Origin of the sequence: Mycobacterium innocens (assembly GCF_900566055.1) — a bacterium.
In the GTDB taxonomy this organism is placed as follows: Bacteria; Actinomycetota; Actinomycetes; order Mycobacteriales; family Mycobacteriaceae; genus Mycobacterium; species Mycobacterium innocens.
Window position 1 is genome coordinate 1 of the sequence record NZ_UPHQ01000121.1, and the last position, 26,280, is coordinate 26,280.

22 protein-coding genes are annotated in these 26,280 nt (G+C 65.7%); 12 read left to right on the top strand and 10 right to left on the bottom strand.

What is annotated here, in order from left to right; genetic code table 11:
* Window positions 1-512: PE family protein (locus EET03_RS13195; RefSeq protein WP_136625695.1), on the bottom strand; the 512-nt coding region annotated here is incomplete at its 3' end.
* Window positions 513-795: 283 nt separating this feature from the next.
* On the opposite strand from EET03_RS13195, the gene EET03_RS13200 reads away from it, so the two are divergent.
* Window positions 796-1,356: a TetR/AcrR family transcriptional regulator gene (locus tag EET03_RS13200; RefSeq protein WP_075543613.1), complete on the top strand. Its 561-nt coding sequence runs from the start codon at window positions 796-798 to the stop codon at window positions 1,354-1,356.
* A 7-nt stretch (window positions 1,357-1,363) separates the two neighbouring features.
* On the opposite strand, the gene EET03_RS13205 is transcribed toward EET03_RS13200, so the two are convergent.
* Both EET03_RS13205 and EET03_RS13210 read right to left on the bottom strand, forming a co-directional pair.
* Window positions 1,364-2,173 (bottom strand): DAPG hydrolase family protein, encoded by an 810-nt coding sequence (locus EET03_RS13205; RefSeq protein ID WP_075543614.1) that lies wholly within the window; start codon window positions 2,171-2,173, stop codon window positions 1,364-1,366.
* Window positions 2,173-3,513: an FAD-binding oxidoreductase gene (locus EET03_RS13210; RefSeq protein WP_075543615.1), complete on the bottom strand. Its 1,341-nt coding sequence runs from the start codon at window positions 3,511-3,513 to the stop codon at window positions 2,173-2,175. The genes EET03_RS13205 and EET03_RS13210 overlap by 1 nt, the downstream gene beginning before the upstream one ends.
* A gap of 66 nt (window positions 3,514-3,579) precedes the next feature.
* Here EET03_RS13210 and EET03_RS13215 point away from each other — a divergent pair, with 66 nt between their 5' ends.
* Together EET03_RS13215 and EET03_RS13220 are read left to right on the top strand one after the other, a co-directional pair.
* Complete coding sequence (locus EET03_RS13215) at window positions 3,580-4,326, top strand: IclR family transcriptional regulator (RefSeq protein ID WP_075543616.1); 747 nt, start codon at window positions 3,580-3,582, stop codon at window positions 4,324-4,326.
* A 425-nt stretch (window positions 4,327-4,751) separates the two neighbouring features.
* Window positions 4,752-5,984: a cytochrome P450 gene (locus EET03_RS13220; RefSeq protein ID WP_208649049.1), complete on the top strand. Its 1,233-nt coding sequence runs from the start codon at window positions 4,752-4,754 to the stop codon at window positions 5,982-5,984.
* A gap of 78 nt (window positions 5,985-6,062) precedes the next feature.
* Here the strand turns inward: EET03_RS13220 and EET03_RS13225 are convergent, their stop codons facing one another.
* Together EET03_RS13225 and EET03_RS13230 are read right to left on the bottom strand one after the other, a co-directional pair.
* Window positions 6,063-6,512, bottom strand: coding sequence for a DUF6941 family protein (locus EET03_RS13225; RefSeq protein ID WP_075543618.1), 450 nt, complete (start codon window positions 6,510-6,512; stop codon window positions 6,063-6,065).
* A 223-nt stretch (window positions 6,513-6,735) separates the two neighbouring features.
* Window positions 6,736-8,598 carry a DUF4407 domain-containing protein gene (locus EET03_RS13230; protein WP_099193529.1) on the bottom strand — a complete coding sequence of 621 codons (1,863 nt, stop codon included), beginning with the start codon at window positions 8,596-8,598 and terminating at the stop codon, window positions 6,736-6,738.
* 221 nt (window positions 8,599-8,819) lie between these two features.
* Here EET03_RS13230 and EET03_RS13235 point away from each other — a divergent pair, with 221 nt between their 5' ends.
* Together EET03_RS13235 and EET03_RS13240 are read left to right on the top strand one after the other, a co-directional pair.
* Window positions 8,820-9,383: a hypothetical protein gene (locus EET03_RS13235; protein ID WP_063471837.1), complete on the top strand. Its 564-nt coding sequence runs from the start codon at window positions 8,820-8,822 to the stop codon at window positions 9,381-9,383.
* Between the two features lie 247 nt (window positions 9,384-9,630).
* Window positions 9,631-10,059 carry a type II toxin-antitoxin system Rv0910 family toxin gene (locus EET03_RS13240; protein ID WP_075543620.1) on the top strand — a complete coding sequence of 143 codons (429 nt, stop codon included), beginning with the start codon at window positions 9,631-9,633 and terminating at the stop codon, window positions 10,057-10,059.
* Window positions 10,060-10,068: 9 nt separating this feature from the next.
* On the opposite strand, the gene EET03_RS13245 is transcribed toward EET03_RS13240, so the two are convergent.
* The 4 genes from EET03_RS13245 to malQ form a co-directional block, all read right to left on the bottom strand.
* Window positions 10,069-10,374 carry a LapA family protein gene (locus EET03_RS13245; protein ID WP_425271525.1) on the bottom strand — a complete coding sequence of 102 codons (306 nt, stop codon included), beginning with the start codon at window positions 10,372-10,374 and terminating at the stop codon, window positions 10,069-10,071.
* A gap of 143 nt (window positions 10,375-10,517) precedes the next feature.
* A complete protein-coding gene (locus EET03_RS13250; RefSeq protein WP_075543621.1) occupies window positions 10,518-10,997 on the bottom strand; it encodes a nuclear transport factor 2 family protein in 480 nt (159 codons plus the stop codon).
* Between the two features lie 17 nt (window positions 10,998-11,014).
* Window positions 11,015-11,902: an LLM class F420-dependent oxidoreductase gene (locus EET03_RS13255; RefSeq protein ID WP_075543622.1), complete on the bottom strand. Its 888-nt coding sequence runs from the start codon at window positions 11,900-11,902 to the stop codon at window positions 11,015-11,017.
* A 118-nt stretch (window positions 11,903-12,020) separates the two neighbouring features.
* A complete protein-coding gene (malQ, locus tag EET03_RS13260; RefSeq protein ID WP_063471844.1) occupies window positions 12,021-14,165 on the bottom strand; it encodes a 4-alpha-glucanotransferase in 2,145 nt (714 codons plus the stop codon).
* A 320-nt stretch (window positions 14,166-14,485) separates the two neighbouring features.
* Here malQ and eccB point away from each other — a divergent pair, with 320 nt between their 5' ends.
* The gene (gene eccB, locus EET03_RS13265) at window positions 14,486-16,006 is read left to right on the top strand and encodes a type VII secretion protein EccB (protein WP_075543623.1); all 1,521 of its coding nucleotides are present in this window, start codon (window positions 14,486-14,488) and stop codon (window positions 16,004-16,006) included.
* Window positions 16,003-20,172, top strand: coding sequence for a type VII secretion protein EccCa (gene eccCa, locus EET03_RS13270; protein ID WP_075543624.1), 4,170 nt, complete (start codon window positions 16,003-16,005; stop codon window positions 20,170-20,172). The genes eccB and eccCa overlap by 4 nt, the downstream gene beginning before the upstream one ends.
* Window positions 20,173-20,215: 43 nt before the next feature.
* Here eccCa and EET03_RS13275 read toward each other — a convergent pair whose 3' ends face one another.
* The gene (locus EET03_RS13275) at window positions 20,216-21,397 is read right to left on the bottom strand and encodes a cytochrome P450 (RefSeq protein WP_075543625.1); all 1,182 of its coding nucleotides are present in this window, start codon (window positions 21,395-21,397) and stop codon (window positions 20,216-20,218) included.
* Between the two features lie 219 nt (window positions 21,398-21,616).
* Between EET03_RS13275 and EET03_RS13280 the strand changes: the two genes are divergently transcribed.
* The 5 genes from EET03_RS13280 (at window position 21,617) to EET03_RS13300 (ending at window position 26,088) form a co-directional block, all read left to right on the top strand.
* Window positions 21,617-21,811, top strand: a complete 195-nt coding sequence (locus tag EET03_RS13280; RefSeq protein ID WP_063471843.1) for a ferredoxin — start codon at window positions 21,617-21,619, stop codon at window positions 21,809-21,811.
* Window positions 21,812-22,454: 643 nt separating this feature from the next.
* Complete coding sequence (locus tag EET03_RS13285; protein ID WP_122508775.1) at window positions 22,455-23,672, top strand: PPE family protein; 1,218 nt, start codon at window positions 22,455-22,457, stop codon at window positions 23,670-23,672.
* Window positions 23,673-23,944: 272 nt separating this feature from the next.
* Window positions 23,945-24,244: a PE family protein gene (locus EET03_RS13290; RefSeq protein WP_063471829.1), complete on the top strand. Its 300-nt coding sequence runs from the start codon at window positions 23,945-23,947 to the stop codon at window positions 24,242-24,244.
* Between the two features lie 10 nt (window positions 24,245-24,254).
* Window positions 24,255-25,487: a PPE family protein gene (locus tag EET03_RS13295; protein WP_063471828.1), complete on the top strand. Its 1,233-nt coding sequence runs from the start codon at window positions 24,255-24,257 to the stop codon at window positions 25,485-25,487.
* Between the two features lie 301 nt (window positions 25,488-25,788).
* Window positions 25,789-26,088, top strand: a complete 300-nt coding sequence (locus tag EET03_RS13300) for a PE family protein (RefSeq protein ID WP_075543633.1) — start codon at window positions 25,789-25,791, stop codon at window positions 26,086-26,088.
* Window positions 26,089-26,280: the final 192 nt, after the last annotated feature.

The following is a 26,280-nucleotide window of genomic DNA, read 5'->3' on the forward strand; positions in this document are numbered from 1 at the left end:
CCGGCGCCCCCAAAGCCGATTAATCCGGCAGCCCCGCCGGTACCGCCCCGTTGGGCGGTACCGGCCGCAGCGGACCCGCCGGCCCCGCCATTCCCGAGTAGCCACCCGCCCGGTGCCCCATCTTGCCCCGTGCCCGCGGCCCTGGCCACGCCATCGCCGATCAGGGGGCGCCCGGTCAGTGCTTGAACGGGCGTGTTGATCGCGCCGAGCAGGCTTTCGAAAGGACCGGCGTTGGCCGCCTCGGCGCCGGCGTAGGCTCTGGCACCGGCGGTCATGGTTTGCACAAACTGGGCATGAAACGCTGCGGCCTGCGCGCTGAGCGCCTGATAGGTGCGGCCGTGGGCGGAGAATAACGCAGCAAGTGCCTCTGACACCTCATCCTCGGCCGCGGCCAGCACCCGTGTCGTCGAGTGAGCCGCGGCCGCGGTGGCCTCGTCCAGTGTCGAACCAAGGCTAGTCAAGTTCGCCGCCGCTGTCTCCACCATGCTGGGCGCCGCTATCACAAACAACATGTAATTCCTCCGCGTTAGTCAGCGACACGGGTCCGCCATGCCACACACGACAGCCCGCACGGTGACCGATCCGTTCGAAAAGTAGTCCTCGCATTAGCTTGAAGGGCGAAAACATGCAGGTCAACGACGTGGAGAAAGTTGAAATGGGCCAGTGGCAACCCCTGCCAGGGGCCGTCTCAACGCGAGAACAGGACCTGCATCGATGGCGAGAAAAGCTGTTACCTTTGTCTCACTATATGGAAATGGCTCTCTAACTATCTCGGGCGAAAGGACGCGACACCACGTGCCCGTCGACGATTGGCTCCTCGGAGGGGACCGCCGCGAAGCCGCCGCCGAGCGGATCTACGAGGCCGCAACCGACCTCATCGCCCGCGACGGACTCAATGCGCTGGATATCGACAAGCTGGCCACCCGCGTCCACTGTTCCCGAGCGACCATCTACCGCTACGTCGGCGGAAAAACCGAGATCCGTAACGCCGTCGTCCGGCGAACCGCGCACCGCATTGTGGACTCGGTGCGCGCGGCCGTCGAGCCGCTGCGCGGGGTGGAGCGACTCGTCACCGCAATCATGTTGACCATCAAGCAAATCCGCTCGGACCCACTGTGCCAACTCATGGTCGGTTCGATTCGCGGCGGCACCCGTCAGGTGGCCTGGCTTGCCGAGTCGCCGCTCACCGCCCAGTTTGCTACCGACCTCGCCGGCCTCGCCGTCGGTGATCCGCAAGCCGCCAAATGGGTGGTACGCGTAGTGCTGTCGCTGGTCTACTGGCCGGGCGAAGACGAGGAGGCCGAGCGCCGGCTAGTGCTGGACTTCGTTGCCCCGGCATTTGCCCAACACAACTGAGGACCGCCTATTCGTCACCGAAGTTTTGGTGGAGTCCGGCCAAGAACCCCGCGAGATGATTCATCTCCTGTGCACAGTGCACCAGCAGGTTGCGAGCGGTGGCTGCCGGATTGCCGAGCACCCGTGCCGCGATGGGGCGCACCGCCTTTGATGCCACACCCGGGGCCTTGCGAACTTCGATGTGCGGGCCGCCCATCCAGAACCGCGAACGCATCTCCGAGCCGCCCGGTGTCGACCGAATATGGTGGACGAACCATCCGACGTCCACCGGAGCGTCACCCGAGCCCAGCCGGGCGCAGATCGCCACCGCATCGTCGGAATCTGCCGGTAGACCCAGGGCCGCGGGTGCGACGAATTGGATTGCGGCATTGAGCATTGCCGAACCGATGTACTCGCTGATCATCGACCAGCGGCCGAGGTAGCGCTGATTGCCTTGGCGGCCAGCGTCGTCACCGTCTTTCCAGGCGGCCGACAGGTGCGCTCGCGGATGCCACAGCTTGTACCGCCGGGTATCGCACCCATGCCAGCCGAACCACCAGACCCACATCGCCGGGGTGACTCCGGGCATATCGGTGCGGACCGAGACCTGGAAGCTGCCGTCCTCGAGAATTCCGTAACCGTTCTCGGTCTGGTGATAGCCCTCGTCGGCAACGGTTGCGGCGTCGTCGAGTGCCAACAACGCCATCCCGCCTTGCGGGCCGTGCTGTAGCGCCTCGACGACATGCGGTGGCAGGGCCGCCATTTCGGGTTTGAAGAACTTTGCGAACGGCGTTTCGGCGTCGGCGTTGCGATAGCCCAGGTAGAGATCGCCGGTCATCAGATTCGTCCCATCCAACTGTTGAACAGACCGTCGGGATCGTAGGTCGCCCGTACCTGGTCCAGCCGGGCCATGGCCGCATCGGTGGCAAACCGAGCCGGCCGCTGACCGAGGTTTTCGTCCGCGAGCTGAATGCCGGTGGCCAAGTGCGACATCGCTGCCATGTTGGACCGCGCCCAGTCGCCGTACTTGTCGTCGTCGGCCGGGTCCTTCCAGGAGCCGTAGAGCGCCAGGTAGATCTCGTCTTCGATGCTGTAGGCCATGTCCTGGCGGGCCGGGGACGGCCCCCAGTTCAGCCACAGGAAATGCGACGGGTGCGGCGGCAGCGTGTCGAGAATGTTGCGGATGCCCGGTAACAGTTCCTCGGCCGGCGCCGAGGTCCACATATTGTCCGCGGTGTACCGGTGGTCGCCCAGGTAGTGGGTCATCACGACGTCGTACCAGGCGGGCAAATCCGTTGGCATATAGGGGTTTTTGACCAGAGCCCGGTCGATGACCGGACAGCTGTCGAATACCGCGAGGGCGTCTTTGGCTTCTTCTTCCGAGTCGGCGAAGGCCGGCGAGGCCATCACGATGGCCGGCATGTCGAGACCCATCTCGGGGACGCTGCGGGTGGCAAGGATTTGCATCTCGACGCGGCGATCCACGTCGGCGCTGACGTTGCGGGCCCAGGTGTAGACCTCGTCGGCCACGTCGAACGGGTACACGTACACGCTGGTGCCGCAGACGGCCGGGCGGGGATAGAGCTCGAGGTAAAACGACGTGACGACCCCGAAAAAGCCCGGGCCGGCGCCGCGGGCGGCCCAGTACAGGTCGGGGTGATTGTCTGCGTCGCAATGGATCTGCTCGCCGTCGGCGGTGATGACGTCGAGTCCGATGACACTTTCGCAGGCCGGGCCGAAAATCCGGCTGTTCCAGCCGTACCCGCCTTGCAGCAGGTAGCCGCCCAGGCAGACGCCTTTACAGTGGCCGCCGGGGAAAAACAGGTTCTGGGCCTGCACGTCGGCCATGAGCAAGCTGCCGCCCTTGCCGGGGCCGGCGACGGCCGTCATGTTTTCGGCGTCGATCCGCGCGTGGTCGAGACGGCTGACGTCAAGGAGAACGGCGCCGTCGCGCAGATGGCTGGCCGCGAAGCTGTGCCCGCCCGAGACGATGCTGACCTTGTGGCCGTTGGCCCTGGCGTAGCGCAGGCCCGCGATGATGTCGTCGGCATCGACAGCCTGCACAATCACCTCGGGATAACGTTCGGGCACTCGTTGATGCCACACCGAGCCGCGGCGTGCAGCCTCGTAACCGTCATCGCCGCGGAAAAAGTGCCGCCCGCCAGGAAGTGCGCTCACCCAGATCTCCTCTGATCCACATTTCGGTTCTTTAAGGTTCGCGTTGCGGACCACTATAGTGGAGTTGTGCCGCGAACGGAACGAAATGCCCGGACGAATCGCGACGAGGGTATCCAGGTGTTGCGCCGAGCGGCAGCCGCACTGGACGAAATCGCCACCGACCCGGGCGAGTTGCGTCTGGTCGACCTCAGCGAGCGCTTACAGCTGGCCAAGTCGACCACTCGCCGCCTGCTGGTCGGTCTCGTCGAAGTCGGCTTGGCCAGCGTCGACGACCGTGGCCACTTTTCCCTCGGTGAACGCCTGCTGGGATTCGGCAAAGCCACCGGAGCGCACATCGCGGCAGTATTCCGCCCGACCATCGAGCGAGTGGCCGCGGCCACCGGCGGCGAAACCGTCGACCTGTCGATTCTGCGCGGCCAGAAGATGTGGTTCATCGACCAAATCGAGTCGTCACACCGGCTCCGCGCCGTCTCGGCAATCGGCGTCCGATTCCCGCTGAACGGGACCGCCAACGGAAAGGCGGCCCTCGCCGCACTTGACGAGGCGGCCGCAGCGGCCGCCCTTGCCAGCTTCACCCCCGAAATTGCCGCGGCACTCCGTCGCGAAATCGCTGAAATCCGAAGCACCGGAATCGCTTTCGATCGCGATGAGCACACCCCGGGGATTTCGGCGGCCGCCATCGCCGGACGAGCGTTGGGCGACAACGTGATCGCGATCTCGGTGCCCACGCCGACCGAGCGCTTCGTGGAAAAAGAAGACCGCATCGTTTCAGCTTTGCGCAGTGCGGCCGACTCGCCCGCCTGGACACGCTGAGCAACGCCGAGCCGCAATGCGACGCTGACAGCCCCAACGGAAAGCAGCTGGCTTTTCTCGAACCTGAGACGGCGACGGCGGTCAATGCCGACGGCACCGCAGGTGTGAGCCCCGCGGTGAGACAACCCGAAGGAGCACCGGGCAATGCCCGTTTCAATTGTCGTTCAATTGTCGCCGCGTCGTTGACGCCCGGTATATCCACCGACCACCCTGGTGAAGGTACCTGCTGAGCCATGCCGCGGATGAATTTTCGGTTGATCGGCCCGAGTGCATACCACGCAGAAAGGATGCGCAATGACACCCGTGTGCAGTGTTCGCCTTGCCGACACAGCCCCCGGCGGGGTGTTGTCCGGTCCGGTGGCGAAATTTGCCCCGAACAGCGAAGCTGCCGAGGCCGTCGCCCAGAGCGGGCGATGGATCACCGGATGAGTTCCGCCGGACTCCGGACATGCTCCATCGATGGCAGCACCTTCTTCGGTGCCGAATGCCTGCAAGATCCCTACCCTCTCTACGAGCACATGCATGCCGCCGGAACGGTCCACCGCATTGCTGACTCCTCGTTCTATGCCGTATGCGGTTGGGATGCCGTGCACGACGCCATCAGCCGTCCCGAGGACTTCTCCTCGAACCTGACCGCCACGATGACCTACACGGTCGACGGCACCGTCAAGCCGTTCGAGATGGACGCGCTCGGCGGGCCGACCCATGTGCTGGCCACCGCCGACGACCCTGCCCACGCACTGCATCGCAAGCTGCTGGTACGCCACTTGGCGGCCAAGCGAATCCGCGCCATCGAACAGTTTGCCGCCCAGACCGCAAGCCGGCTCTGGGTCGACGGCCTGCGCGACGGCCACATCGAATGGATGGGTGCGATGGCCAACCGGTTGCCGATGATGGTCGTGGCGTCGCTCATCGGCGTGCCCGGCGCGGACGCGGCCCAGCTGGTGAAGTGGGGATACGCGGCCACGCAACTGCTCGAAGGGTTGGTCAGTCACGAGCAACTCGCCGCCGCGGGTGTCGCCGTGATGGAGCTCAGCGGCTACATCTCCGACCAATTCAGCCGGGCGGCGGCCGGTCCGCAGGACAATTTGCTGGGGGAACTTGCCGCCGCCTGCACATCCGGCGAAATCGACACGCTCACCGCCCAAGTCATGATGGTCACCCTGTTCGCCGCGGGGGGAGAGTCGACCGCCTCGTTGCTGGGCAGCGCGACCTGGGTACTGGCAACCCGGCCCGACATCCAGCAGCAGGTGCGCGACAACCCGGACCTGCTCGGAGCCTTTATCGAGGAAACGCTGCGCTACGAGGCGCCTTTTCGGGGTCACTACCGGCACGTGCGACACGACACCAGCCTGGCCGGGATCGACCTGCCGGCTGACTCGCACCTGCTGCTGTTGTGGGGAGCGGCCAACCGCGACCCGGCTCAGTTCGAAACACCAGGTGAATTCCGCCTTGACCGCGGACGAGGCAAGGGCCACATCAGTTTCGGGAAGGGCGCGCACTTCTGCGTCGGTGCAGCGCTGGCACGCCTGGAGGCCCAGATCGTCGTGCGCCAGCTGCTCGAAAGAACGTCGGTGATCGAGGCCGCCGAAGTCGGGCAGTGGTTGCCGAGCATCCTGGTGCGCCGCCTCGAACGTCTCGAATTGACCGTGCGGTAACTCGTCAGGCTGCCGTCCTGCCGATGGCGTCGTCATTCTAGGAAAACAGTTGGTAACTTGGCTATTTCAGAACTATTCTTAGTCGAGAGCCATCGGCGAAGGGCCTCCGCCGGTCACGATGAAAGCCTCGACCGCCGTGGCCTGCTCGAAGCCTTCCACCTCCACCCGCCACTCGTAGAGTCCCGGTTCCAACGGAATTCCCGGCGGGATATTGAGGGCAAGCGGCATCCGGACCGAAGTGCCATGGATCGCCCCGGGCATCCGGCCTGCCTCGGCGGCGGCTTCGAACAGCATGGGCTGCGGGCCATGCGGCCCCGTCACTACCACCGGATCTCCATCGGTGGTCAGCAGTTGGCACGTCAACTTGTGCTGTTGGTTGGTCTCATCCCAGTCGATGTCCAGAAAAAGCACCAAAGCGAAAGGGGGAGTCGGTGTTTGGCATTGCCGCCAGCCCAGCCCGAGGGCGTGGACCTTACCCGACTGGGGGTCGGCCTGCGCTGCGTCCGCCAGTAAAAGGCTGACCTTCATGAGGCCGCCGGCATTGCGATCGGCGATCGGGATGTCACCGTGAGAACGTGTCCTGTGCTGCCGTCAAGAGACCCACGAGATCCTGTCCTTGTCCGTCGTTATGCCTGGCTGGTGGGCACCGTCAGGATGGCGCCTGCCGAGCTACCATCGCTGACAGAATCCTATGCGACCTGACCCGGCATGCTGCCGGCCAGCGTGTGTCGCACCATGTTACTTACCGGGGTTACTTACCGGGGGGCAGCTGACGCGGGCCATCGGGGGAACGAAGCTCGGCCGGCCCCTCCCGCCCGACCAGCTCACGCCGGTTCGCACCTCCGGTCGATCCCATCGACAACCCGGCCAGATCTTCCGGAGATTGCTCCAACGGCCGGTATCGCTCGTTGTGGCTCAGCCCCTCGTAGTCTCCTTCGTAGCTGCCGGTATCGGCGTCGCCACGTGACGATTCGATACGGTTCACGCCGGCCGGGGCCTCCGCGACAGGGGATTGAGGCGTCGGCTGGTCACGTCTGCTGTTGGAGCTGTCGGGGCTGTCGGAACTCTCGGAGTTGACGGTGACCTTGCGGGTGCGCTTGAACGAAAACGCGATTTCTTCGACCTCTTCGAACACCTGACGTGCGGTGCGCAGTGGCTGAGTGGTGTTGTCGATCACCCGCGCCACGAACGGGGGCATCAACGGCCGAATCCATCGCGCCGCAGCCTTGGTGGCGTCCGGAATCGACGGAATCAGCGGGCCGCCGCGCTCGGTCTCATCCGCTGCCACGGTCCCGCTCGAGTCGACCTGCGCCGGAAGCTGTTCCGGTGTTTGAGCGAGGCGATCCGCTGTTCCAGCCGGCAATTGGGCGACGGCGCGGCTGGCGGCCTCTGCTTCGGCCGCGATAGGCAGATACATGTCTTCCTCTACTTCCTCGACTGGCTCGAAAGGACGCTGCGACGACGCGCGCACCGGAAGCTCAGGAAGCTCCAGCGCTTCGATGACACGACGGCGTTGCTGTTCCCGGTCGATTTCGGCCTGTGCCTCGATCGCCAGGCGGGTCTGGGTCAGTTGATGCTCGGCCCACATGATTTCGGCAGCGCGGCGAACTTCGGCGCGTTTGATCGCGATGGCGGTCTCGGCCTCGAGTTCGGCACGGTCCCGCTCGGCGCGCGCGGCCGCGTGGCGGTCATGTGTCGTCTCACCACGCCATAACCACAGGATCAGCGGCAACAGATACACCAGCGCGAAGAACGCGATCAGCAGCGCCCGCAGCGCCAACGCGCCTGCGCTGGCGAGGGTTACGTCGTTCATCGCCACCCAGCGAGTGCCCAGCCCGCGACCCGCGTCGGCCACCACCGCGTGGCGCACCGTGTTGAGGGCCTCCTGGTCCTGCCGCACCCTGGCGTCGAGGTCGGGTGCCTGACTGTCACGAGCCGCCAACGCATTGTCCAATTCACGCTGCGCATCGGCGAGAAGCTGGTTAGCCGTTCGCGTTTCGGGTCCTTGACCGGGAACGCCCGTGATCCTGGTCTGCGGGCAACCCGGTGTGGGGTGGTATTCGCAGCGCGCGACCACCAGAGCCGTGTCCAGATGCGCCCGAGCCTGTTCGACCCCGTTGTCGAGCGCGGCCCGCGCATCACGGGACTGTTGCAGCGACGCCGACGCCTGCGCGACAGCGGGCACGGAGTCGGCATTGCGCAGGGCCCGTTCGTCGAGGCGCTGGTCGATGGCACCGGAAAACGCAACCAGCGCGGCAAGCTCGCCAACCACGACACCGACGGCGAGAGCGACCCCGGCGCGTCCCGCGATGCCGGACCGGCCCCGGCCTGGTCCGCCGGCGGTACCGCGGAGCACCGCGGCGACCAGCAGGGCGAACACCAGGGTCACGGCAACGACGGCCCAGGTGGGCCAGCCCGTCGATTCGCTCACCGCCAAGCTCGCCACGAGCCAGGCCAGCCCGGATCCGAAGGCCACCACGGCGCCGGCAACGGCGTGGGTTGACCGCTCGTGACGCTCACCGAGTTCCCCCCAGTGTCCGCCGCCGAGCCAGGTCAGCAGTCCCTCGATCCGGGTTACGACCGAGCGCTGATCAGGATTTTCGTGGGCGCACATGAGACTCCAAACACCTCCAGGTACTTCCAGCGTGGCAGGCCGCCGCCCGACTTATCGAATCGAAGCGGCCGCTTGTGGTGTTGTTCACAACGCGCGGCAGATGTTGCAGATCACACTGCGGCGGTGGGGACCCGGTCCGCCGGCACATCTGACCTCAAATTTCGCGCGACGCGAACCGATCAGCGACCGTTACGGCAGTTGACGTGAGACGGTATAAACCTATGCAACATCACGACTACCTCAGCTACGAAGACTTCGGCCGCAGATTCTTCGAGGTTGCCGTCACACCGGAGCGGGTGGCGGCATCGTTCGCCGAAATCGCCGGCAGCGAATTCGCCATGGAGCCGATCGCCCAGGGCCCCGGAGGGATCGCCAAGGTCAGCGCGCATGTCAAGATCAACGAACCGCGTGTGACCCGAAAGCTCGGTGACCTCATCACATTTGTGATTCACATTCCGCTGTCGATTGACCTGCTGCTGGACCTCCGGCTCGACAAGCAACGGTTCAAGGTGGCCGGAGATATCGCGCTGCGCGCCACCGCACGTGCTGCCGAGCCGCTGCTGCTGATCGTCGACGTCGCCAAACCGCGGCCCTCCGATATCACCGTCAACGTGTCGTCCAAATCGATTCGTGGGGAGGTGCTGCGCATTCTGGCCGGTGTTGACGGCGAGATCAGGCGGTTCATCGCCCAGTACGTCGCTGAGGAGATCGATTCACCGCAGTCGCAGGCCGCCCAGGTCATCGATGTAGCCACCCAATTGGATACCGCCTGGAAAGGAGTTTAGCCGCAAGCCGGCGAGGGCAACGGCTGGGTTGGCACTGGTTCTGCGGCAACGGGATTGGGCCGGCGATAGGCCGGATTGGTCGGCGCGAATCGGCGGCGTGCCGGTAGACGACGGCGGATTGTCGGGGTTTATCGGGTTCTATCGGAGTTTATCGGGCCGCGGTGCCTGGGTATGTAACCCCGAACGCATGGTCCGGCTGCGGCCGGTCAGGAGCACGGGGCCGCCGAACCAGGGAGCGGGTTAACACATGGCGCGTGTGGAGGTGTCAACGTCATCCAACGTCGATCCGGATTCCGCCTGGAAAATTGCCTCCGACCTGCACCGATTCGACGAATGGATGACGATATTCGGGGGGTGGCGCGGGGAGGTGCCGTCGACGGTCGACGAGGGCGTCCGCGTCTCGTCACTGATCAAGGTGAAGGGTTTCCGCAACGTCGTTCACTGGACGGTCACCGAGTACGACGAGCCGACCTCGATCCAGCTACATGGCTGCGGTCGGGGCGGAATCCGGATCGCTGTCGCGGTGACCGTCACCGCCAACCATCCGGGGTCGGATTTCCAACTGACGGCTGACCTGAAAGGCGGTCTGCTCGGCGGGCCGGTTGGGCGGCTCGTCGCCAGAGTTCTGCGCCGCGAGATTCAGAACTCGGTGGACAACCTCGCAGCTTTGCAGTAGCCGGTACACCTACCTTTCACGCCTCTCAGGCCGCTGCTGGTGGCCGAACGGTCGCTGCCGTTCGGCTTCGCGAACTCGCCTGCGCTCCATGGCAAGCCAAGCCAGACCGGCGCCGAACGAGAGCAGTCCGCCGATGGCGGCCGCGAGGCCAAGTCCTACCTGTCCGAGTGCGAAATTGGCGAGGGACACCACGAAAGCCAGCACGACACCAGCGACGACAACCAGGCCGGGCGCGTGCTGGGCGTCGTTGGCGCGTTCCGCCGCGTCCTGGGCGTACGGACGTCGGTGGATGGCATGGCGCGAGATGCCCCCCATGAACGCCTCCTCCACTGTGAGGTCTCCGGGCCGGCAAACCGACGGGGTCGGTCAGCACCTTCGGAATTACCCGAAATGCCGCATAGCCAAACGACTTCGCTTGCCGTGGCATGGAAGCGCATAAAAGCAGAGTCAGCAGCCGCTCACGCCGGCGGCGGTTGGTCGCGTGGCAGCAATCGGCGTACCGGCCGGATTTCAATGGCGTTGATCGTCAAGGCGCGGTTGCTGATTCGCCAGCCCGATTCGGTCAGCTGGTACTCGTCGTCGTACCGCAGATGCCAGACCACGTCGACCAGGTCATCGCCGCGCCGGCTCCAATGGTGCGCGATGCAGGTGATGCGTCCTCGCGCGACACCCGGGCGAGGGGCCTGGTCATAGACCTCCCCGACGATCGCGTGTTCGGTACGCATGGTTTGGGCGACGGCCGCTATGGCGGTGGCGATGGCTTTTTGGCCCCGGTGCGAATGGACAGGTGTCAGTGTGGCGGGCGGGTCGGGTGTCGTCAGCTCGGCGGCCGCAGTGAAAAGGGTGGCCGCAGCGTCGAATTCGCGGTCATCGACGCGGGCCGCATACCGGTGCACCAGATCGCTGAGCGCCAGCCGAAGAGACTCAGGAGGGGGCATCAGATCCTCGTGAGACCTCAAGAGGCCAATCCCAGACGCTGAGCGCACGCCGACACGATGTCTTTGGCCTGCTCGATATCGGTGGTCGACGGCATGCCCAGCACGATCCGGTCGGCGCCCTCATCGACCAGGCGGGCCGCGCGTTCGCTGTCGATCTTGGTCACCAGGTGGCCCAAGGAGACCTCCAGGGACGCCGGATCGCGGCCGGCGAAGGACGCCTCCTCACGCATCAGCGCGATCAGCGCAGCGAGCTGCGGCCCGGCCACGCCGAGTGGCTGGAAGCCATCGCCGAAGCGCCCGGCCCTGCGTGCGGCCGCCCGGCTGTGGCCGCCGATGTGAATCGGAAGCCGCCCAACCGGTTTGGGGTAGCACATGGCGTTGTCGAATTTGAAGAACTCGCCGTGGTGAGAAGCGCCGTGCGGTTCGTCGGCCCACAGTGTCCGCAGCACCGCCAACTGTTCGTCGGCCCTGCGGCCGCGGCTGTCGAACTCCGCCCCGCAGGCCTCGAGCTCTTCTTTGAGCCATCCCACACCCGCACACAGCCGCAGCCTGCCGCCGGAGAGGGCATCGATCGTCGCAGCGCGTTTGGCCAGCACCACGGGGTGATGGTTGGGCAGCACCAAGACTCCGGTGGCCAAACCGAGCCGCGTCGTCCGGCCGGCCAGAAACCCGAGCAGATCGAGCGGGTCGGGAATCGGGCAGTCCGCGGCCAGCCCGACCCGCCCGGAACGGTCGTACGGATACACGCTGTCGTACCTGGTGACCAGCACGGTGTGCTCGGCGACGATGATCGATTCGAAGTTGCAAGCCTCGAGGTGCAGCGCGAAGGCGGTCATCCAGTCCGGGTCCGCGGTGACGCCGTCGGCAACCGGGGCGACCACCGCCACCGAGGGCGTGGCCGTCATCGGTGCGCCCCGCGGGAATCGGTGGCATCAGCCGAAGGGAGCACCGGGGCTTTCGCTGTGCGACGGCGGGAGACGCACCGCAGGGATGTCACGACATCCGACGCTAACAGGACGATTCTCAGGTGACCGCGGGAGCCGTCACGGCTCGCATCACGTCGGCCAAGGTTGCTGCCCTCTTGTCCGTGAAGATGTCCTCGAGCAGCACCTGCTTGCCGTCGGGACCGGTCAGTGGAACCCGCCAGTTGGGGTACTCGTCGGTAGTGCCTGGCTGATTCTGCGTCCGCCGATCGCCGACCGCGTCGGTCAATGCCACTCCCAACAGGCGCGACGGCGTTCGGCCCAGGTATCGATGGAGGGCCAACAGGGTCTGCTCCGGGTCGGCTTCGGCCCCGTCCGCCAACAGGCCGACCCGTCGCAATTCCGCTATCCAGGCCTCCTGATCGGCCCGATGCGCCTCGAGTTCGGCTTCCGCCGGCCGGGTCAACAAACCGAGAGACTCGCGCAGCCGCACGTGGTCGCCGGCCAGATACCCGGCCGTCGGCGGCAGGTCGTGAGTGGTGACCGACGACAAGCAGTACTCGCGCCAGCGCTCGGCCGGCAGCGGACCGCCATTTCCGTCCCGATCCAGCTCGAACCAGAGAATCGAGGTCCCCAGCAGGCCGCGCAAGAATAGATAGTCACGCACCCACGGTTCGACGGTGCCGAGATCCTCCCCGACGACGACCGCTTCGGCCCGATGCGCTTCCAGCGCCACGATGCCGATCATCGCCTCATGGTCGTATCGCACATACGTGCCATGAGTCGGCGCCGCTCCCGCTGGGATCCACCACAGCCGGAACAGCCCGATGATGTGGTCGATCCGGACTCCGCCCGCGTGCCGCAGCACAGCCCGGATGAGAGCGCGAAACGGTCGATACTCCTGCTCATCGAGCCGGTCGGGTCGCCACGGCGGCTGAGACCAGTCCTGGCCGAGCTGATTGAACTCATCCGGTGGCGCGCCGGCGGTCACGCCCAACGCCAGCACGTCCTGCAAGGCCCATGCGTCGGCCCCGTCGGGGTGGACGCCCACTGCGAGGTCATGCATGATGCCCAACGACATTCCGGCCCGGGTGGCCCCGGACTGCGCCGCGGCGAGCTGTTCGTCGAGCTGCCACTGCAGCCACCGGTGGAAATCGATCGCGTCGGCGTGTTTGTCCACGAAACCGGCAACGCCGGCGGCATCGGGATGCCGCAATGACTTCGGCCATCGATGCCAGTCACCGCCGTACTTTTCGGCAAGTGCGCACCAGGTGGCGAAGTCGTCCAGGGCGCGGCCCTCCCGGGACCGGAACGCGGCGTAGGCCAGCTCACGACCTGCCGATCGCGGCACTCGGTGGATCAGCTCGAGAGCCTTGCGCTTGGCCCGCCACGCGCTGTCCCGGTCGATGGTGTCGCGCCGGTCCGCCCGCTGCTGCACGTCGGTGCGCAGTTGCCGGACTCGGCTGCGCTTGGCCAGCTCGCCGAACTCCGGAATAGCCTCCACACGCAGGTAGAGAGGGTTGAAGTAGCGCCGCGAGGTCGGCAGGTACGGCGACGGCTCCATGGGTGTTGTCGGTGCCGCCGCGTGCAGCGGGTTGACCAGGACATAGTCGGCGCCGTGCCGGTAGGCCGACCACAGCGCCAGGTCAGCCAGGTCGGTGAGATCGCCGATACCCCACGACCGTCGGGACCGCACGCTGTAGAGCTGGGTGGCCAGGCCCCAGGCTCGGCGGTTGCCGAGCTTTTCCGGCAGTCCGACCCAGTCCGGCGTGACGATAAGCGCGGTGCTGTTCTCGTCGTCGCCGGAGCGCAGCTGCACGCGGTGATACCCGAGCGGTAGGTCGGAGGGCAGCACGAAGCTCGCTTCGCCGATCCAGCGTCCGTCCAGCTCGAATGGCGGGGTGAAGTTGTCGATCTGCTGCATCCCGCCGCGTACCGTGCCGTCCTCGAGGCGCAACCACACGTCGGCGGGCGCGCCGTGAGTCACGTGCACCCAGAACCGCGCCGGTGCGCCGGCGCGAGCGACGATGGTGGCCGGCAGCGGACGGGCCCAGTACGACCGGAGTTGCTCGGCCAGTGCGGTGTTGCGCTCTTCCTCGGTGCGTGCGGCAACGCCGAACGCAGCCAGCACGGCCACCAGCGTTTCCGCGGAGACGCGCACGTCGTGGCCGGTCCAGTCCTGGTATTCGGTGGCGATGCCGAGTCGACGGGCAAGTTCGACCAGCGACGGCGCGAGCTCAGTCATGGCGCCCATCTTGCGTCCAACACCGCTGCCCGCGGACGGCGGGGCGGTCTGGCTTGTCCGCTCCGCCGCGGGCTCACCGCACCGCGCGTTTACTTCCCAGCTCAGAGACGTTAAACCGGCCGCAACATTTCCGCGCGCCGAGACGGCGATTGGTCGCTACGATGCAATGAAGACACGACGAATCCTTGGGGGATCTAGTGCGGTAAGGGCCGTATGGCGCCGGCCTTTCGGTTGCCCTACGGTTATCGATGTCGTCAGCATTTCTCCACATATTTGGGCCAATATCCAGGCGTTCTGAACAGACCGGAAGGTGATCTAGCGTGGCTGAAGAGAGCCGCGGGCAGCGGGGGTCGGGGTACGGCCTCGGATTGTCCACGCGGACCCAGGTAACGGGTTATCAGTTCCTGGCGCGCCGAACCGCGATGGCATTGACCCGCTGGCGGGTGCGCATGGAGATCGAACCCGGCCGGCGGCAGACGCTGGCGGTGGTGGCATCGGTGTCTGCGGCCCTGGTGATCTGCCTGGGCGCGTTGCTGTGGTCGTTCATCAGCCCGTCGGGCCAGTTGAACGAGTCGCCGATCATCGCCGACCGGGATTCCGGTGCGCTCTTCGTCCGGGTAGGGGACCGGTTGTATCCCGCGCTGAACTTGGCATCGGCACGGCTGATCACCGGGCGGCCGGACAACCCGCATCTGGTTAAGGGAAGCCAGATTGCCAACCAACCGCACGGCCCGCTGGTGGGCATCCCGGGCGCGCCGAACCAGTTCTACCCGAAGAGTCCGCCGGCGTCGTCGTGGCTGGTGTGTGACACCGTGTCCACCTCGTCGAGCCTCGGGTCGTCGCAAGGGGTCTCCGTCACCGTCATTGACGGCACTCCCGATCTCAGCGGCCACCGGCGGGTATTGAAGGGTTCGGACGCCGTGGTGCTCAGCTATGGCGGAGACGCGTGGGTGATCCGCGAGGGGCGCCGGTCCCGCATCGACGCCACGAACCGGTCGGTGCTGCTGCCGCTGGGGTTGACGCCGGAACAGGTCAGTCAGGCCCGACCGATGAGTCGTGCGCTCTACGACGCCCTGCCGGTGGGGCCCGAGCTGCTGGTGCCCGAAGTGCCCAACGCGGGTGCTCCGGCGACTTTCCCCGGTGCTCCCGGTCCGGTGGGCACGGTGCTCGTCACGCCGCAAATCAGTGGGCCGCAACAGTATTCGCTGGTCTTGGCCGACGGGGTGCAGACCCTGCCGCCCTTGGTGGCCCAGATCATGCAGAACGCCGGGCGGCCGGGGAACACCAAGCCGGTGACGGTGGAACCCTCGGCGTTGGCCAAGATGCCCGTCGTCAACAGGATCGATCTGTCGGCCTACCCGGATGAACCGCTCAATGTGCTGGACATCCGGGAAAATCCGTCGACGTGCTGGTGGTGGGAACGGACCCGGGGTGAGAACCGGGCCCGCGTCAAGGTGATCTCCGGGCCTACCATCCCGGTCGCGACCCACGAAATGCACAAGGTGGTTGACCTAGTGAAGGCCGACATGAGCGGCCGTGAAGCCGACCACGTCTATTTCGGACCCGACTACGGCAACTTCGTCGCTGTCACCGGCAACAACCCCGCCGCTCAGACCACCGAATCGCTGTGGTGGCTCACCGACGCGGGCGCGCGGTTCGGGGTGGAGGACACCAAGGAAGCCCGCGAGGCGTTGGGTCTGAGCCTGGCCCCGAGCATGGCCCCGTGGGTGGCGCTGCGGCTGCTGCCGCAGGGTCCCACGCTCTCCAGAGCCGATGCGCTGGTCGAACACGACACCCTACCCATGGATATGACCCCCGCAGAATTGGTGGTACCCAAGTGAAACGTGGTTTTGCCCGGCCAACGGCGGAAAAGCCGCCGGTGATCAAGCCGGAGAACATCGTCCTGCCGACACCGCTGAGCATTCCGCCCCCGGAGGGCAAGCCCTGGTGGCTGATCGTGGTGGGCGTCGTAGTGATCGGCCTGCTGGGCGGCATGGTCGCGATGACTTTCGCCAGCGGGTCACGCGTGTTCGGCGGCGTCGGCTCGATCTTCCCGATCTTCATGGTCGGCGGGATGATGATGATGATGTTCGGCGGCCGGTTCGGCGGCCAGCAGCAGATGAGCCGTCCGAAGCTGGACGCGATGCGCGCTCAGTTCATGTTGATGCTGGACATGCTGCGCGAGACGGCCCAGGAGTCGGCCGACAGCATGGACTCCAACTACCGGTGGTTCCACCCGGCGCCCACCACGCTGGCGGCAGCGGTGGGATCACCCCGGATGTGGGAGCGCAAGCCCGACGGTAAGGACCTCAACTTCGGCGTCGTGCGCGTCGGCGTGGGAATGACGCGGCCGGAGGTGACCTGGGGCGAGCCGCAGAACATGCCGACCGACATCGAGCTCGAGCCGGTCACAGGTAAGGCGCTTCAGGAGTTCGGCCGGTATCAAAGCGTTGTCTACAACCTGCCGAAGATGGTTTCGCTGCTGGTCGAGCCCTGGTATGCGCTCGTCGGGACCCGCGAGCAGGTGCTGGGTTTGATGCGGGCGATCATCTGCCAGCTGACGTTTTCCCACGGACCCGACCATGTGCAGTTGATCGTGGTCAGTTCCGATCTGGACGAGTGGGACTGGGTGAAGTGGCTTCCGCACTTCGGTGACTCACGGCGTCATGACGCGGCCGGTAATGCACGGATGGTCTACAGCTCGGTCCGCGAGTTCGCCGCCGAGCAAGCCGAATTGTTCGCCGGACGTGGGTCGTTCACGCCCCGGCACGCCAGCTCGTCGGCGCAGACGCCGACACCGCACACCGTGATCATCGCCGATGTCGACGACCCGCAGTGGGAGTACGTGATCAGCGCCGAAGGCGTGGACGGGGTGACGTTCTTCGATCTGACCGGCTCTTCGATGTGGACCGATGTCCCGGAGCGCAAGCTGGAATTCGACGAGAAGGGTGTGATCGAGGCGCTGCCGCGCGACCGCGACACCTGGATGGTGATCGACGACAAGGCCTGGTTCTTCGCGCTGAGCGACCAGATGAGCATCGCGGAGGCCGAAGAGTTCTCCCAGAAGTTGGCGCAGTGGCGGCTCGCCGAGGCCTACGAAGAGATCGGTCAGCGGGTCGCCCACATCGGTGCCCGAGACATCTTGTCTTACTACGGAATTGACGATCCGGGCAGCATCGACTTCGACTCGCTGTGGGGCAACCGCACCGACACGATGGGCCGGTCGCGATTGCGGGCGCCGTTCGGTAACCGCTCCGACAACGGCGAACTGCTGTTCTTGGACATGAAGTCGCTGGACGAAGGTGGTGACGGCCCGCACGGCGTCATGTCCGGAACGACGGGTTCCGGTAAGTCGACGCTAGTGCGAACGGTGATCGAGTCGCTGATGCTGAGCCATCCGCCCGAGGAACTGCAGTTCGTGTTGGCCGACCTCAAGGGTGGTTCGGCGGTCAAGCCGTTCGCCGGGGTGCCGCACGTGTCGCGCATCATCACCGACCTCGAAGAAGACCAGGCGTTGATGGAACGCTTCCTGGATGCGTTGTGGGGCGAGATCGCCCGCCGTAAGGCGGTATGCGACAGCGCCGGTGTCGACGACGCCAAGGAATACAACTCGGTGCGCCTCCGGATGCGGGCCCGTGGCCAGGACATGCCGCCGTTGCCGATGCTCGTCGTGGTCATCGACGAGTTCTACGAATGGTTCCGGATCATGCCGACCGCGGTCGACGTGCTCGACTCGATCGGCCGGCAGGGTCGTGCGTATTGGATCCATTTGATGATGGCGTCGCAGACCATCGAGAGCCGGGCCGAAAAGCTCATGGAGAACATGGGTTATCGCCTGGTGTTGAAGGCGCGTACCGCCGGCGCGGCCCAGGCCGCCGGCGTGCCGAATGCGGTAAACCTGCCGGCACAGGCCGGTCTGGGTTATTTCCGCCGGAGCCTCGAGGACGTCACCCGCTTCCAGGCCGAGTTCCTGTGGCGCGACTACTACGCCCCCGGCGGCACCATCGACGGCGACGAAGCGCCGGTCCTGGTGCACAACATCGACTACATCCGGCCGCAGCTATTCACCAACTCGTTCACGCCGCTGGAGGTGAGCGTGGGCGGGCCGCAAATCGAGGCGGTCGTCGCGCACGCCAACGGCGAGGTGATCGACGGAGAGGGCGCCGCCGCCGAGGAGGAGGAAGAAGGCGTGCGGACCCCCAAGGTCGGCACGGTTATCATCGATCAGCTGCGCAAGATCAAGTTCGAGCCCTACCGGTTGTGGCAGCCGCCGCTGACCGTTCCGGTAGCCATCGATGAGCTGGTCAACCGATTCCTCGGCCACCCGTGGCAGAAGGACTACGGCTCGGCGCGGAATCTGGTGTTCCCGATCGGGATCATCGACCGCCCCTTCAAGCACGACCAGCCACCGTGGACCGTCGACACCTCAGGCCCTGGTGCCAATGTCTTGATCCTGGGCGCGGGCGGTTCGGGCAAGACCACCGCCTTGCAGACGCTGATCTGCTCGGCGGCGCTGACCCATACTCCCGAACAAGTTCAGTTCTACTGCTTGGCGTACAGCAGCACCGCGCTGACAACGGTGGCGCGCTTCCCTCATGTGGGCGAGGTCGCCGGTCCGACCGACCCCTATGGCGTACGCCGGACCGTGGCCGAATTGCTGGCGTTGGTGCGCGAGCGCAAACGGAGCTTCCTCGAACACGGCATCGCGTCGATGGAGATGTTCCGCCGGCGCAAGTTCGGCGGAGAAGCCGGGCCGGTACCCAACGACGGGTTCGGCGATGTGTACCTGGTGATCGACAACTACCGGGCACTGGCCGAAGAAAACGAAGTACTGATCGAGCAGGTCAACCTGATCATCAATCAGGGCCCCTCGTTCGGGGTGCACGTGGTGGTCACCGCGGATCGCGAATCGGAGCTGCGGCCGCCGGTGCGCAGCGGTTTCGGTTCCCGGGTCGAACTGCGATTGGCTGCGGTGGAGGACGCCAAGCTGGTGCGTTCCCGCTTCGCCAAGGACGTTCCCGTCAAGCCCGGCCGCGGCATGGTTGCGGTCAACTACGTCCGATTGGACAGCGACCCGCAGGCGGGTCTGCACACCCTGGTGGCTCGGCCCGCGCTGGGCGGCACGCCCGACAACGTCTTCGAGTCCGACAGTGTGGTCGCGGCGGTGAGCCGGTTGACCGCCGCCCAAGCCCCGCCAGTGCGCCGCCTGCCGGCACGCTTCGGCGTGGAACAGGTGCGCGAGCTGGCCGCCCGCGACAACCGTCAAGGCGTGGGTGCCGGCGGAATCGCCTGGGCGATATCGGAATTGGATCTGCAGCCGGTCTACCTCAACTTCGCCGACAACTCGCACCTGATGGTGACCGGTCGACGCGAATGCGGGCGCACGACGACGCTGGCGACGATCATGTCCGAAATCGGGCGGCTTTACGCGCCGGGCGCCAGCAGCGCGCCGCCGCCGCCGCCCGGACGCCCCTCCGCGCAGGTTTGGCTGGTCGACCCGCGCCGTCAGCTGCTGACCGCGCTGGGTTCGGACTATGTGGAGAAGTTCGCCTACAACCTCGACGGCGTTGTCGCGATGATGGGTGAGCTGTCGGCGAGCCTGGCGGGCCGTGAGCCGCCGCCCGGTTTGTCCGCCGAGGAGCTGTTGTCGCGGTCGTGGTGGAGCGGGCCGGACATCTTCCTCATCGTCGACGACATCCAGCAGCTGCCGCCAGGCTTCGATTCGCCGTTGCACAAGGTTGTTCCATTCGTCAACCGGGCTGCCGACGTCGGCTTGCACGTGATCGTCACCCGTACCTTCGGCGGCTGGTCTTCGGCAGGCAGCGACCCGATGCTGCGCGCGCTGCATCAGGCCAACGCACCACTGCTGGTGATGGACGCCGATCCGGACGAGGGCTTCATCCGCGGCAAGATGAAGGGCGGTCCGCTGCCACGTGGCCGAGGCCTGCTGATGGCCGAGGACACCGGGGTGTTCGTTCAGGTCGCCGCCACCGAGTGGCGAAGGTAAGACCGTTCAGCGCCGCGTTGGGATGGGCTGACGTTGGCTGAGGTCAGCCCCAACGCAGCGGTAACGTCTTGAGCGCGAAGGATTTTGACGGAAACCGGATCTCGGGCATGTATCCGGGAGCCAGGCCGAAGTCGGGAATCCTCTTCAGCCACTCGCCGACCACCAGGGTCAGCTCTAAACGCGCCAGATGAGAACCCAGACAGCGGTGCGGCCCGCCACCAAATCCCCAGTGGCGGTGCACTTTTCCGTCCATGACCAACTCGTCGGTGGACATCGCGTCGGTGCCGTCGCGATTTACCGCGGCCATGCACAGTCGCACCGGGGAACCGGCGGGTAGTGTCATACCCCCGACCTCGACGACCCGGGTGGTGATTCGCGGCGCCACCGGGGCCGATGGCTCGAGCCGGACGATCTCCTCGATGAAAACCCGGATCTGCTTGGGATTGTCGCGGAGCAAAGCGCGCAGCTCCGGCCGGCGCGCGAGTTCCAGCAGACAAAAACCCACCGCCGCGGTCACGGTGTCCAACCCAGCGAGGATCAACAGGTGACTCAGCCCCAGCACCTCGATCTCGCTCAGTGGGTCATCGCCGATGAGCACCTGTGACAAGACGTCCGGGCCTGGGTTCTGTTTGCGTTCGGTGATCGCTTGTGCGAGATATTCAAACAGCTCACGCGTTGCGGCGGCATCGGCCTCGGTCGGGTAAGGCCGGTCCGACACGGCAATGACGGCGTCCTTCCAGGCAATCAGGCGGTCACGGTCGGCCACCGGCAGACCGTAGAGCACCAAAAACAGCTGAAACGGAAACAGATTCGCGAAGTCGGCCATCGCCTCACACTCACCCCAGGGGATGAGGGCATCGATCATGGCGTTGGTGTGGGTCTGCAGCGCCGGTCGCACCTTGGCCAAGGCGGCCGGGCTGAAATACGGTTGCAGGATCCTGCGGTATCGGGTGTGCTCCGGCGGATCGAACCCGAGCGGTACCAGCGGCAGCGGGCTGCCCGGAGACTGAAACGCCTCCCGCGACGAGAACGCCTTAGTATTGCGTAGCGCGGCGAGCACGTCTTCGCGGCGCGTCAGGTAATACCAGCCGTTCATGAACACCACTGGCCCCGCGTCGCGCAAGGTCTTCCACCCGAGGCCCCGGTCGCTGGCCATCGGCAACGTCGAATACTCAAGCCGCGGTAGGTAAAATGCGCCGGCCTTGCCGCCCTCGGTAATACTCATGCATTCGACTCTTCTGCTGTCCGTTTCCCGCTTCACGGCCTTCGAGGCAGCCGGGCCTTGGTAACACAGCCCAATATCGCACGCGCGACAAACGCGCACCAATCCGACGATGTGAGCCCCGGCCGTGGCCGATCGGCAGCACGCTCGGCTAGCCTCTTGGAAGTTTTGTTCGGTGGACATGCATGCACATGACTGGCAGGGATCCAGGAGGTAAACGAGGTGAAGGTTCGTCTGGAGCAGTCGAGGTGTGTGGGGCACGCCCAGTGTTACGCGGTGGCTCCGGACCTGTTTCCGATTGACGATTCGGGCTATTCGGTTCTCGAAGAGCGCGTCGTCCGGCCCGAAGACGAGCAGTTGACCCGCGACGGCGTGGCCTCGTGTCCCGAGATGGCGCTTGTCCTCGACGAGGACTGATCGCACTGCGCGACACCCTGGAAAGTTCATAGATTCATAGATCCGCAGCCGCTCGCGACGGCGGTGCACATAGGAAACTCATACCTGGCGCCGCGCAACCTACGGTGACAAGACCGGATAATTCTTGGTTTCCCTACGCCCGTGGCGGCTCTTTGCGCAGGTCGCGTGGACGTAGCTGGATTCGCGGTTTAACGGCAGCTTAACAATCGTTTGCGGGGAATGAATTGTTGGCGTACGCGCCCGATGGACCCCGTTCGGCAACCTAAAGTGTTTGATGTGCAACGGGTTCACAACGAACAAATTGCTGATAGGTGATGGTATAATGCCAGGCTTTTGGGGAAACGCGGGCAGCATTCCGTTGTTGTCCGCGCACGCGGAAGTGCTGGCCGTAACGGCCGCGGATGGATCCGGTGTCGGCTGAGCGATGACTGCCGGTGATGCGTTGACTCACAGGACGGCAAGGGCGAGCCACTGATGAGCATCGACAGCCAATACAGCTCGCGGTATGAGCCGGGGTGGTATCAGCACTGCTGGCCCGCGACGGGTTCGCGACCAGGGTGATGACGTAGCCGCCACCCGGCGGGGCTGTCATCGATCGCGGTCGGCCGGGGAGCGGCAAGGGAGAGGCTGAGGAGGGGTGGTGTTGGACTTCGGGGCGTTACCGCCGGAGGTCAACTCGGGACGAATGTATGCCGGTCCGGGTTCGGGCCCGATGATGGCTGCTGCCGCGGGCTGGGACGGGCTGGCCGCGGAATTGAGCACGGCGGCGGCCGGCTACGGCTCGGTGATCACCGAACTGACCAGCTCACCGTGGGTAGGGCCGGCGTCGGCGTCGATGCTGGCCGCGGCCGCACCGTATGTGGCCTGGTTGCACGCCACCGCCGAGCAGGCCGAGCAATCGGGCATGCAGGCGCGCGCGGCCGCCACAGCTTTTGAGACCGCCTTCACGATGACGGTGCCGCCTGCGGTGGTCGCGGCTAACCGGGCGTTGTTGCTCACCTTGATCGCGACCAACTTTTTCGGGCAGAACACGCCGGCGATCGCGGCCACCGAGGCCCAGTACGCCGAGATGTGGGCCCAAGATGCCGCCGCGATGTATGGCTATGCCGCCTCCTCGGCGACCGCTTCACTGTTGACGCCGTTCCAGCCGCCGCCTGCCACCACCCAACCCGATGCAGGGGCCGGGCAGGCCGCCGCGGTGGGTCAGGCCGTCGCCGCATCGGCAGCCAACTCGGCGCCGACCGTTGTGCCGACCATGTCGATGACTGCGTTACTGGGCAGTCTGACGTCGCCGATATCGACCACCACACCGATAGCGGGTGTCGACTCGATTCTGACGCAACTGGGGTTCTCGTTGACCCCTTCGTCATTGTCGGTTCCGCCGTGGGTCGTCGGGCCCACCGGATTACTGGCCACAATATTCGGGAATTCGACAAATATTTGGAATTCGGTCACCAATTACCCGTATTTCGCGCTGGGTTCGGTCAATTCGCTTATCGCGTGGGGCGGCGGTCTGCTACCGGGTGCTCCTGCGCCCAATCCCGCGCTCGGTGGGGCGCTGGCGCCGCCGGGGGCCCTGGGTGGTTCCTGGGGTGCCCCGGCGGCCGGTGTGGGCAAGGCTGCGAGCATCGGCCGGCTGTCGGTGCCACCGACTTGGGCGGCCATCACGGCCTCAGAAGTAAGCCCATTGTCGGGCGAGCCTGGAACCGGCAGCGCCCTCAACGCCACCGCGACCAACGCCGGAACATCGGGACTACTGCGCGGAATACCGCTGACCGGTGCCGGCCGGCGCGCCGCCGGCTACGTCAACAAATACGGATTCCGCCACAACGTACTCACCCGCCCGCTGTCCGCCGGGTGACTAAGGACGGAGGCTCGCTCACGATGCGATTGAGGTTTCAGCGATTCAGCCAGTTCGTTCAACCAATTGGAGGTGACAAACGGCATGGCAGCCGATCTAAAACCCAACTGCAGATTAATGCTCGAAAGCAATAAATGAATACTAGCTAGCGGTCCAGGAATGAATAGTTGGCATCGGAACCAGGCCGAGCCATAGCAGGCAAGTAACGTGATCACGGGACGCGAAAGCCCTGAAGTCGGTTAGGCACAGGGTTATTCGAAGGGAGGAAACTGATGTCGTTTGTGATGACACAGCCAGAAGCATTGTTGGCTGCTGCCGCTGCCTTGCAAGGCGTCGACGCGGCACTGAACGCCCAGAACGCCGCCACTGCAGCACCCACGACCTCGGTGGTTCCAGCGGCCGTTGACGAGGTGTCAGCGCTGACCGCGGCGCAGTTCGCCGCACATGCCGAGATCTACCAGGTCGCATCCGCGCAGGCGGCGGCCATCCACGAGATGTTCGTCAAGACCTTGGGCGCCAGTGCCGTCTCGTATGCGGCCACCGAGGCGGCGAACGCAGTCGCGAGCAGATAAGGGTCAAGCAATGGATTTTGGGGCGCTACCGCCGGAGATCAACTCCGTGCTGATGTACATCGGTCCGGGGTCGGGGCCGATGACGGCCGCTGCTTCGGCGTGGAACGGGTTGGCAGCCGAGCTGAATGCAGCCGCCACGGCCTACGAAGCCGTGATCACCAGCCTGGCCAGTGAAGAGTGGCTCGGTCCGGCGTCGGCATCAATGGCCGAGGCGGTCGCGCCCTACGTGGCCTGGATGAGCAACGCCGCCACGCAGGCCGAACTAGCAGCAAGTAAGGCCACGGCCGCGGCAGCGGCATATGAGGCCGCGCATGCTGCGACGGTGCCCCCGCAGCTGGTCGCACTCAATCGTGCTGAGCTCGCGCAGCTGCTGGGTTCCAACGTGTTCGGTCAGAACACCAACGCTATAGCGGCGCTGGAGGCCCAATATGGTGAAATGTGGGCTCAAGACGCCGCGACCATGTACCAGTATGCGGGCTCGTCAGCTACCGCTACGAAGATCACCCCGTTCGCGTCGCCTCCGCAGACGACAAGCCCGACTGCCGGGGCCGTACAGGCAGGCGCGGTCACTCAAGCGGCTGGCACTGCGGCCGGCTCGGCGCAACAAACGATGTCGGACCTGCTTAACAGCCTGCAGACCCAGCTGGCAAGCCTCGCGTCGCCCTCGAACATGGCTCTTGTCGGGCTGACTCCGACGAGCGAAACGATGGGTGCGGTAACTTTCAACCCGAACTCGATCGTCGGCTCGATCCTGGCCGGGATAGGTGGAAACAGCACGTTGAACCCGCAGTGGTTCATCACCGCGTTCAGAAACTTCGCCGGTCCCGCCTACAACATCGAGGGCCTGCCATACTTCTCGACCGGCATGGCGAATACGTTGTTGTCCCTGAGCAAGGGACTCGCGCCGGCTGCCTCGTCGGCCGCCGGCAGCGCCGCCGCGAACGGTTTGGCGGGCTTGGGCGGACTGCTGGGCGGCGGCGGTGGTGGGGTGGCGGCGAGCATGGGCCAGGCGGCGTCTGTCGGGAAGCTGTCGGTGCCGGCCGCGATCTCGGGGATAGGCCCGACGGTTGGGCATGCGGCTCCGTTGCCGGTCAGCACTGTCAGCGCGGCACCGGACACGGCGGCCGGAAATCTGCTGGGCGGTCTGCCACTCGCCGGCGCCGGCGCCGGCGCTGCGGCGGGCGCCGGGCCCCGCTATGGCTTCCGGCCCACCGTCATGGCCCGCCCACCTTTCGCCGGCTGACGACCAAGCTGTGCCGTGTCTCGCCGACGCTGCATCACCTACCCGGAACGGGTAAGCATGTCCGGGTCAGCAGATCTTGACGGGTGTCGACCCTTAATTTTCCAAGGGTTCGGGCGGGAGTTTGCTGAGCGGACGACAAACAGCCCTTCCCGCTGTTACTGTGTCGTTACCACAGGTGAATTTGCCGTGCCAACACGTGAACACTTGCTTAATGGTGGCGTTGAAAGCAAACTGGCGCCGCGCGGTCATCTACTCTCTTGCGGTAGAGCGGTGCCGGGGACAATCGAGGGAGGAAAACAGCATGCCATTTGTTAAAACACAGCCGGAAGCTCTGGCCGCTGCGGCGTCAAGCCTACAGGGTATTGGCACCACAATGAGCGCCCAGAACGCCGCGGCTGCGGCCCCTACGACGGGGGTGGTGCCTGCGGCCGCCGACGAGGTATCGGCGTTGACTGCGGCTCAATTCGCCGCACACGCGCAGATGTACCAAGCGGTCAGCGCCCAGGCCGCCGCGATTCACGAGATGTTCGTTAACACCTTGGCGACCAGTTCCGGTTCGTATGCGGCTACCGAGGCCGCCAACGCTGCCGCTGCCGGCTGACCACGCTGGCAGTCATAGACCCGGGGGACGGATGCGGCTACGGACGTGAGTTCTACGGTGATCTCTCGCCGGTGGGTCATTGCGCGAGCGCGCCAGGCGGCCGATTCTGTGCTCCGAGGTGCCGCATTCATCGATCCTGATGTTGCGGTCGGGGCCCGGTGTCCGTGCGCTGTGCCGCGACGCCCGGTTGCC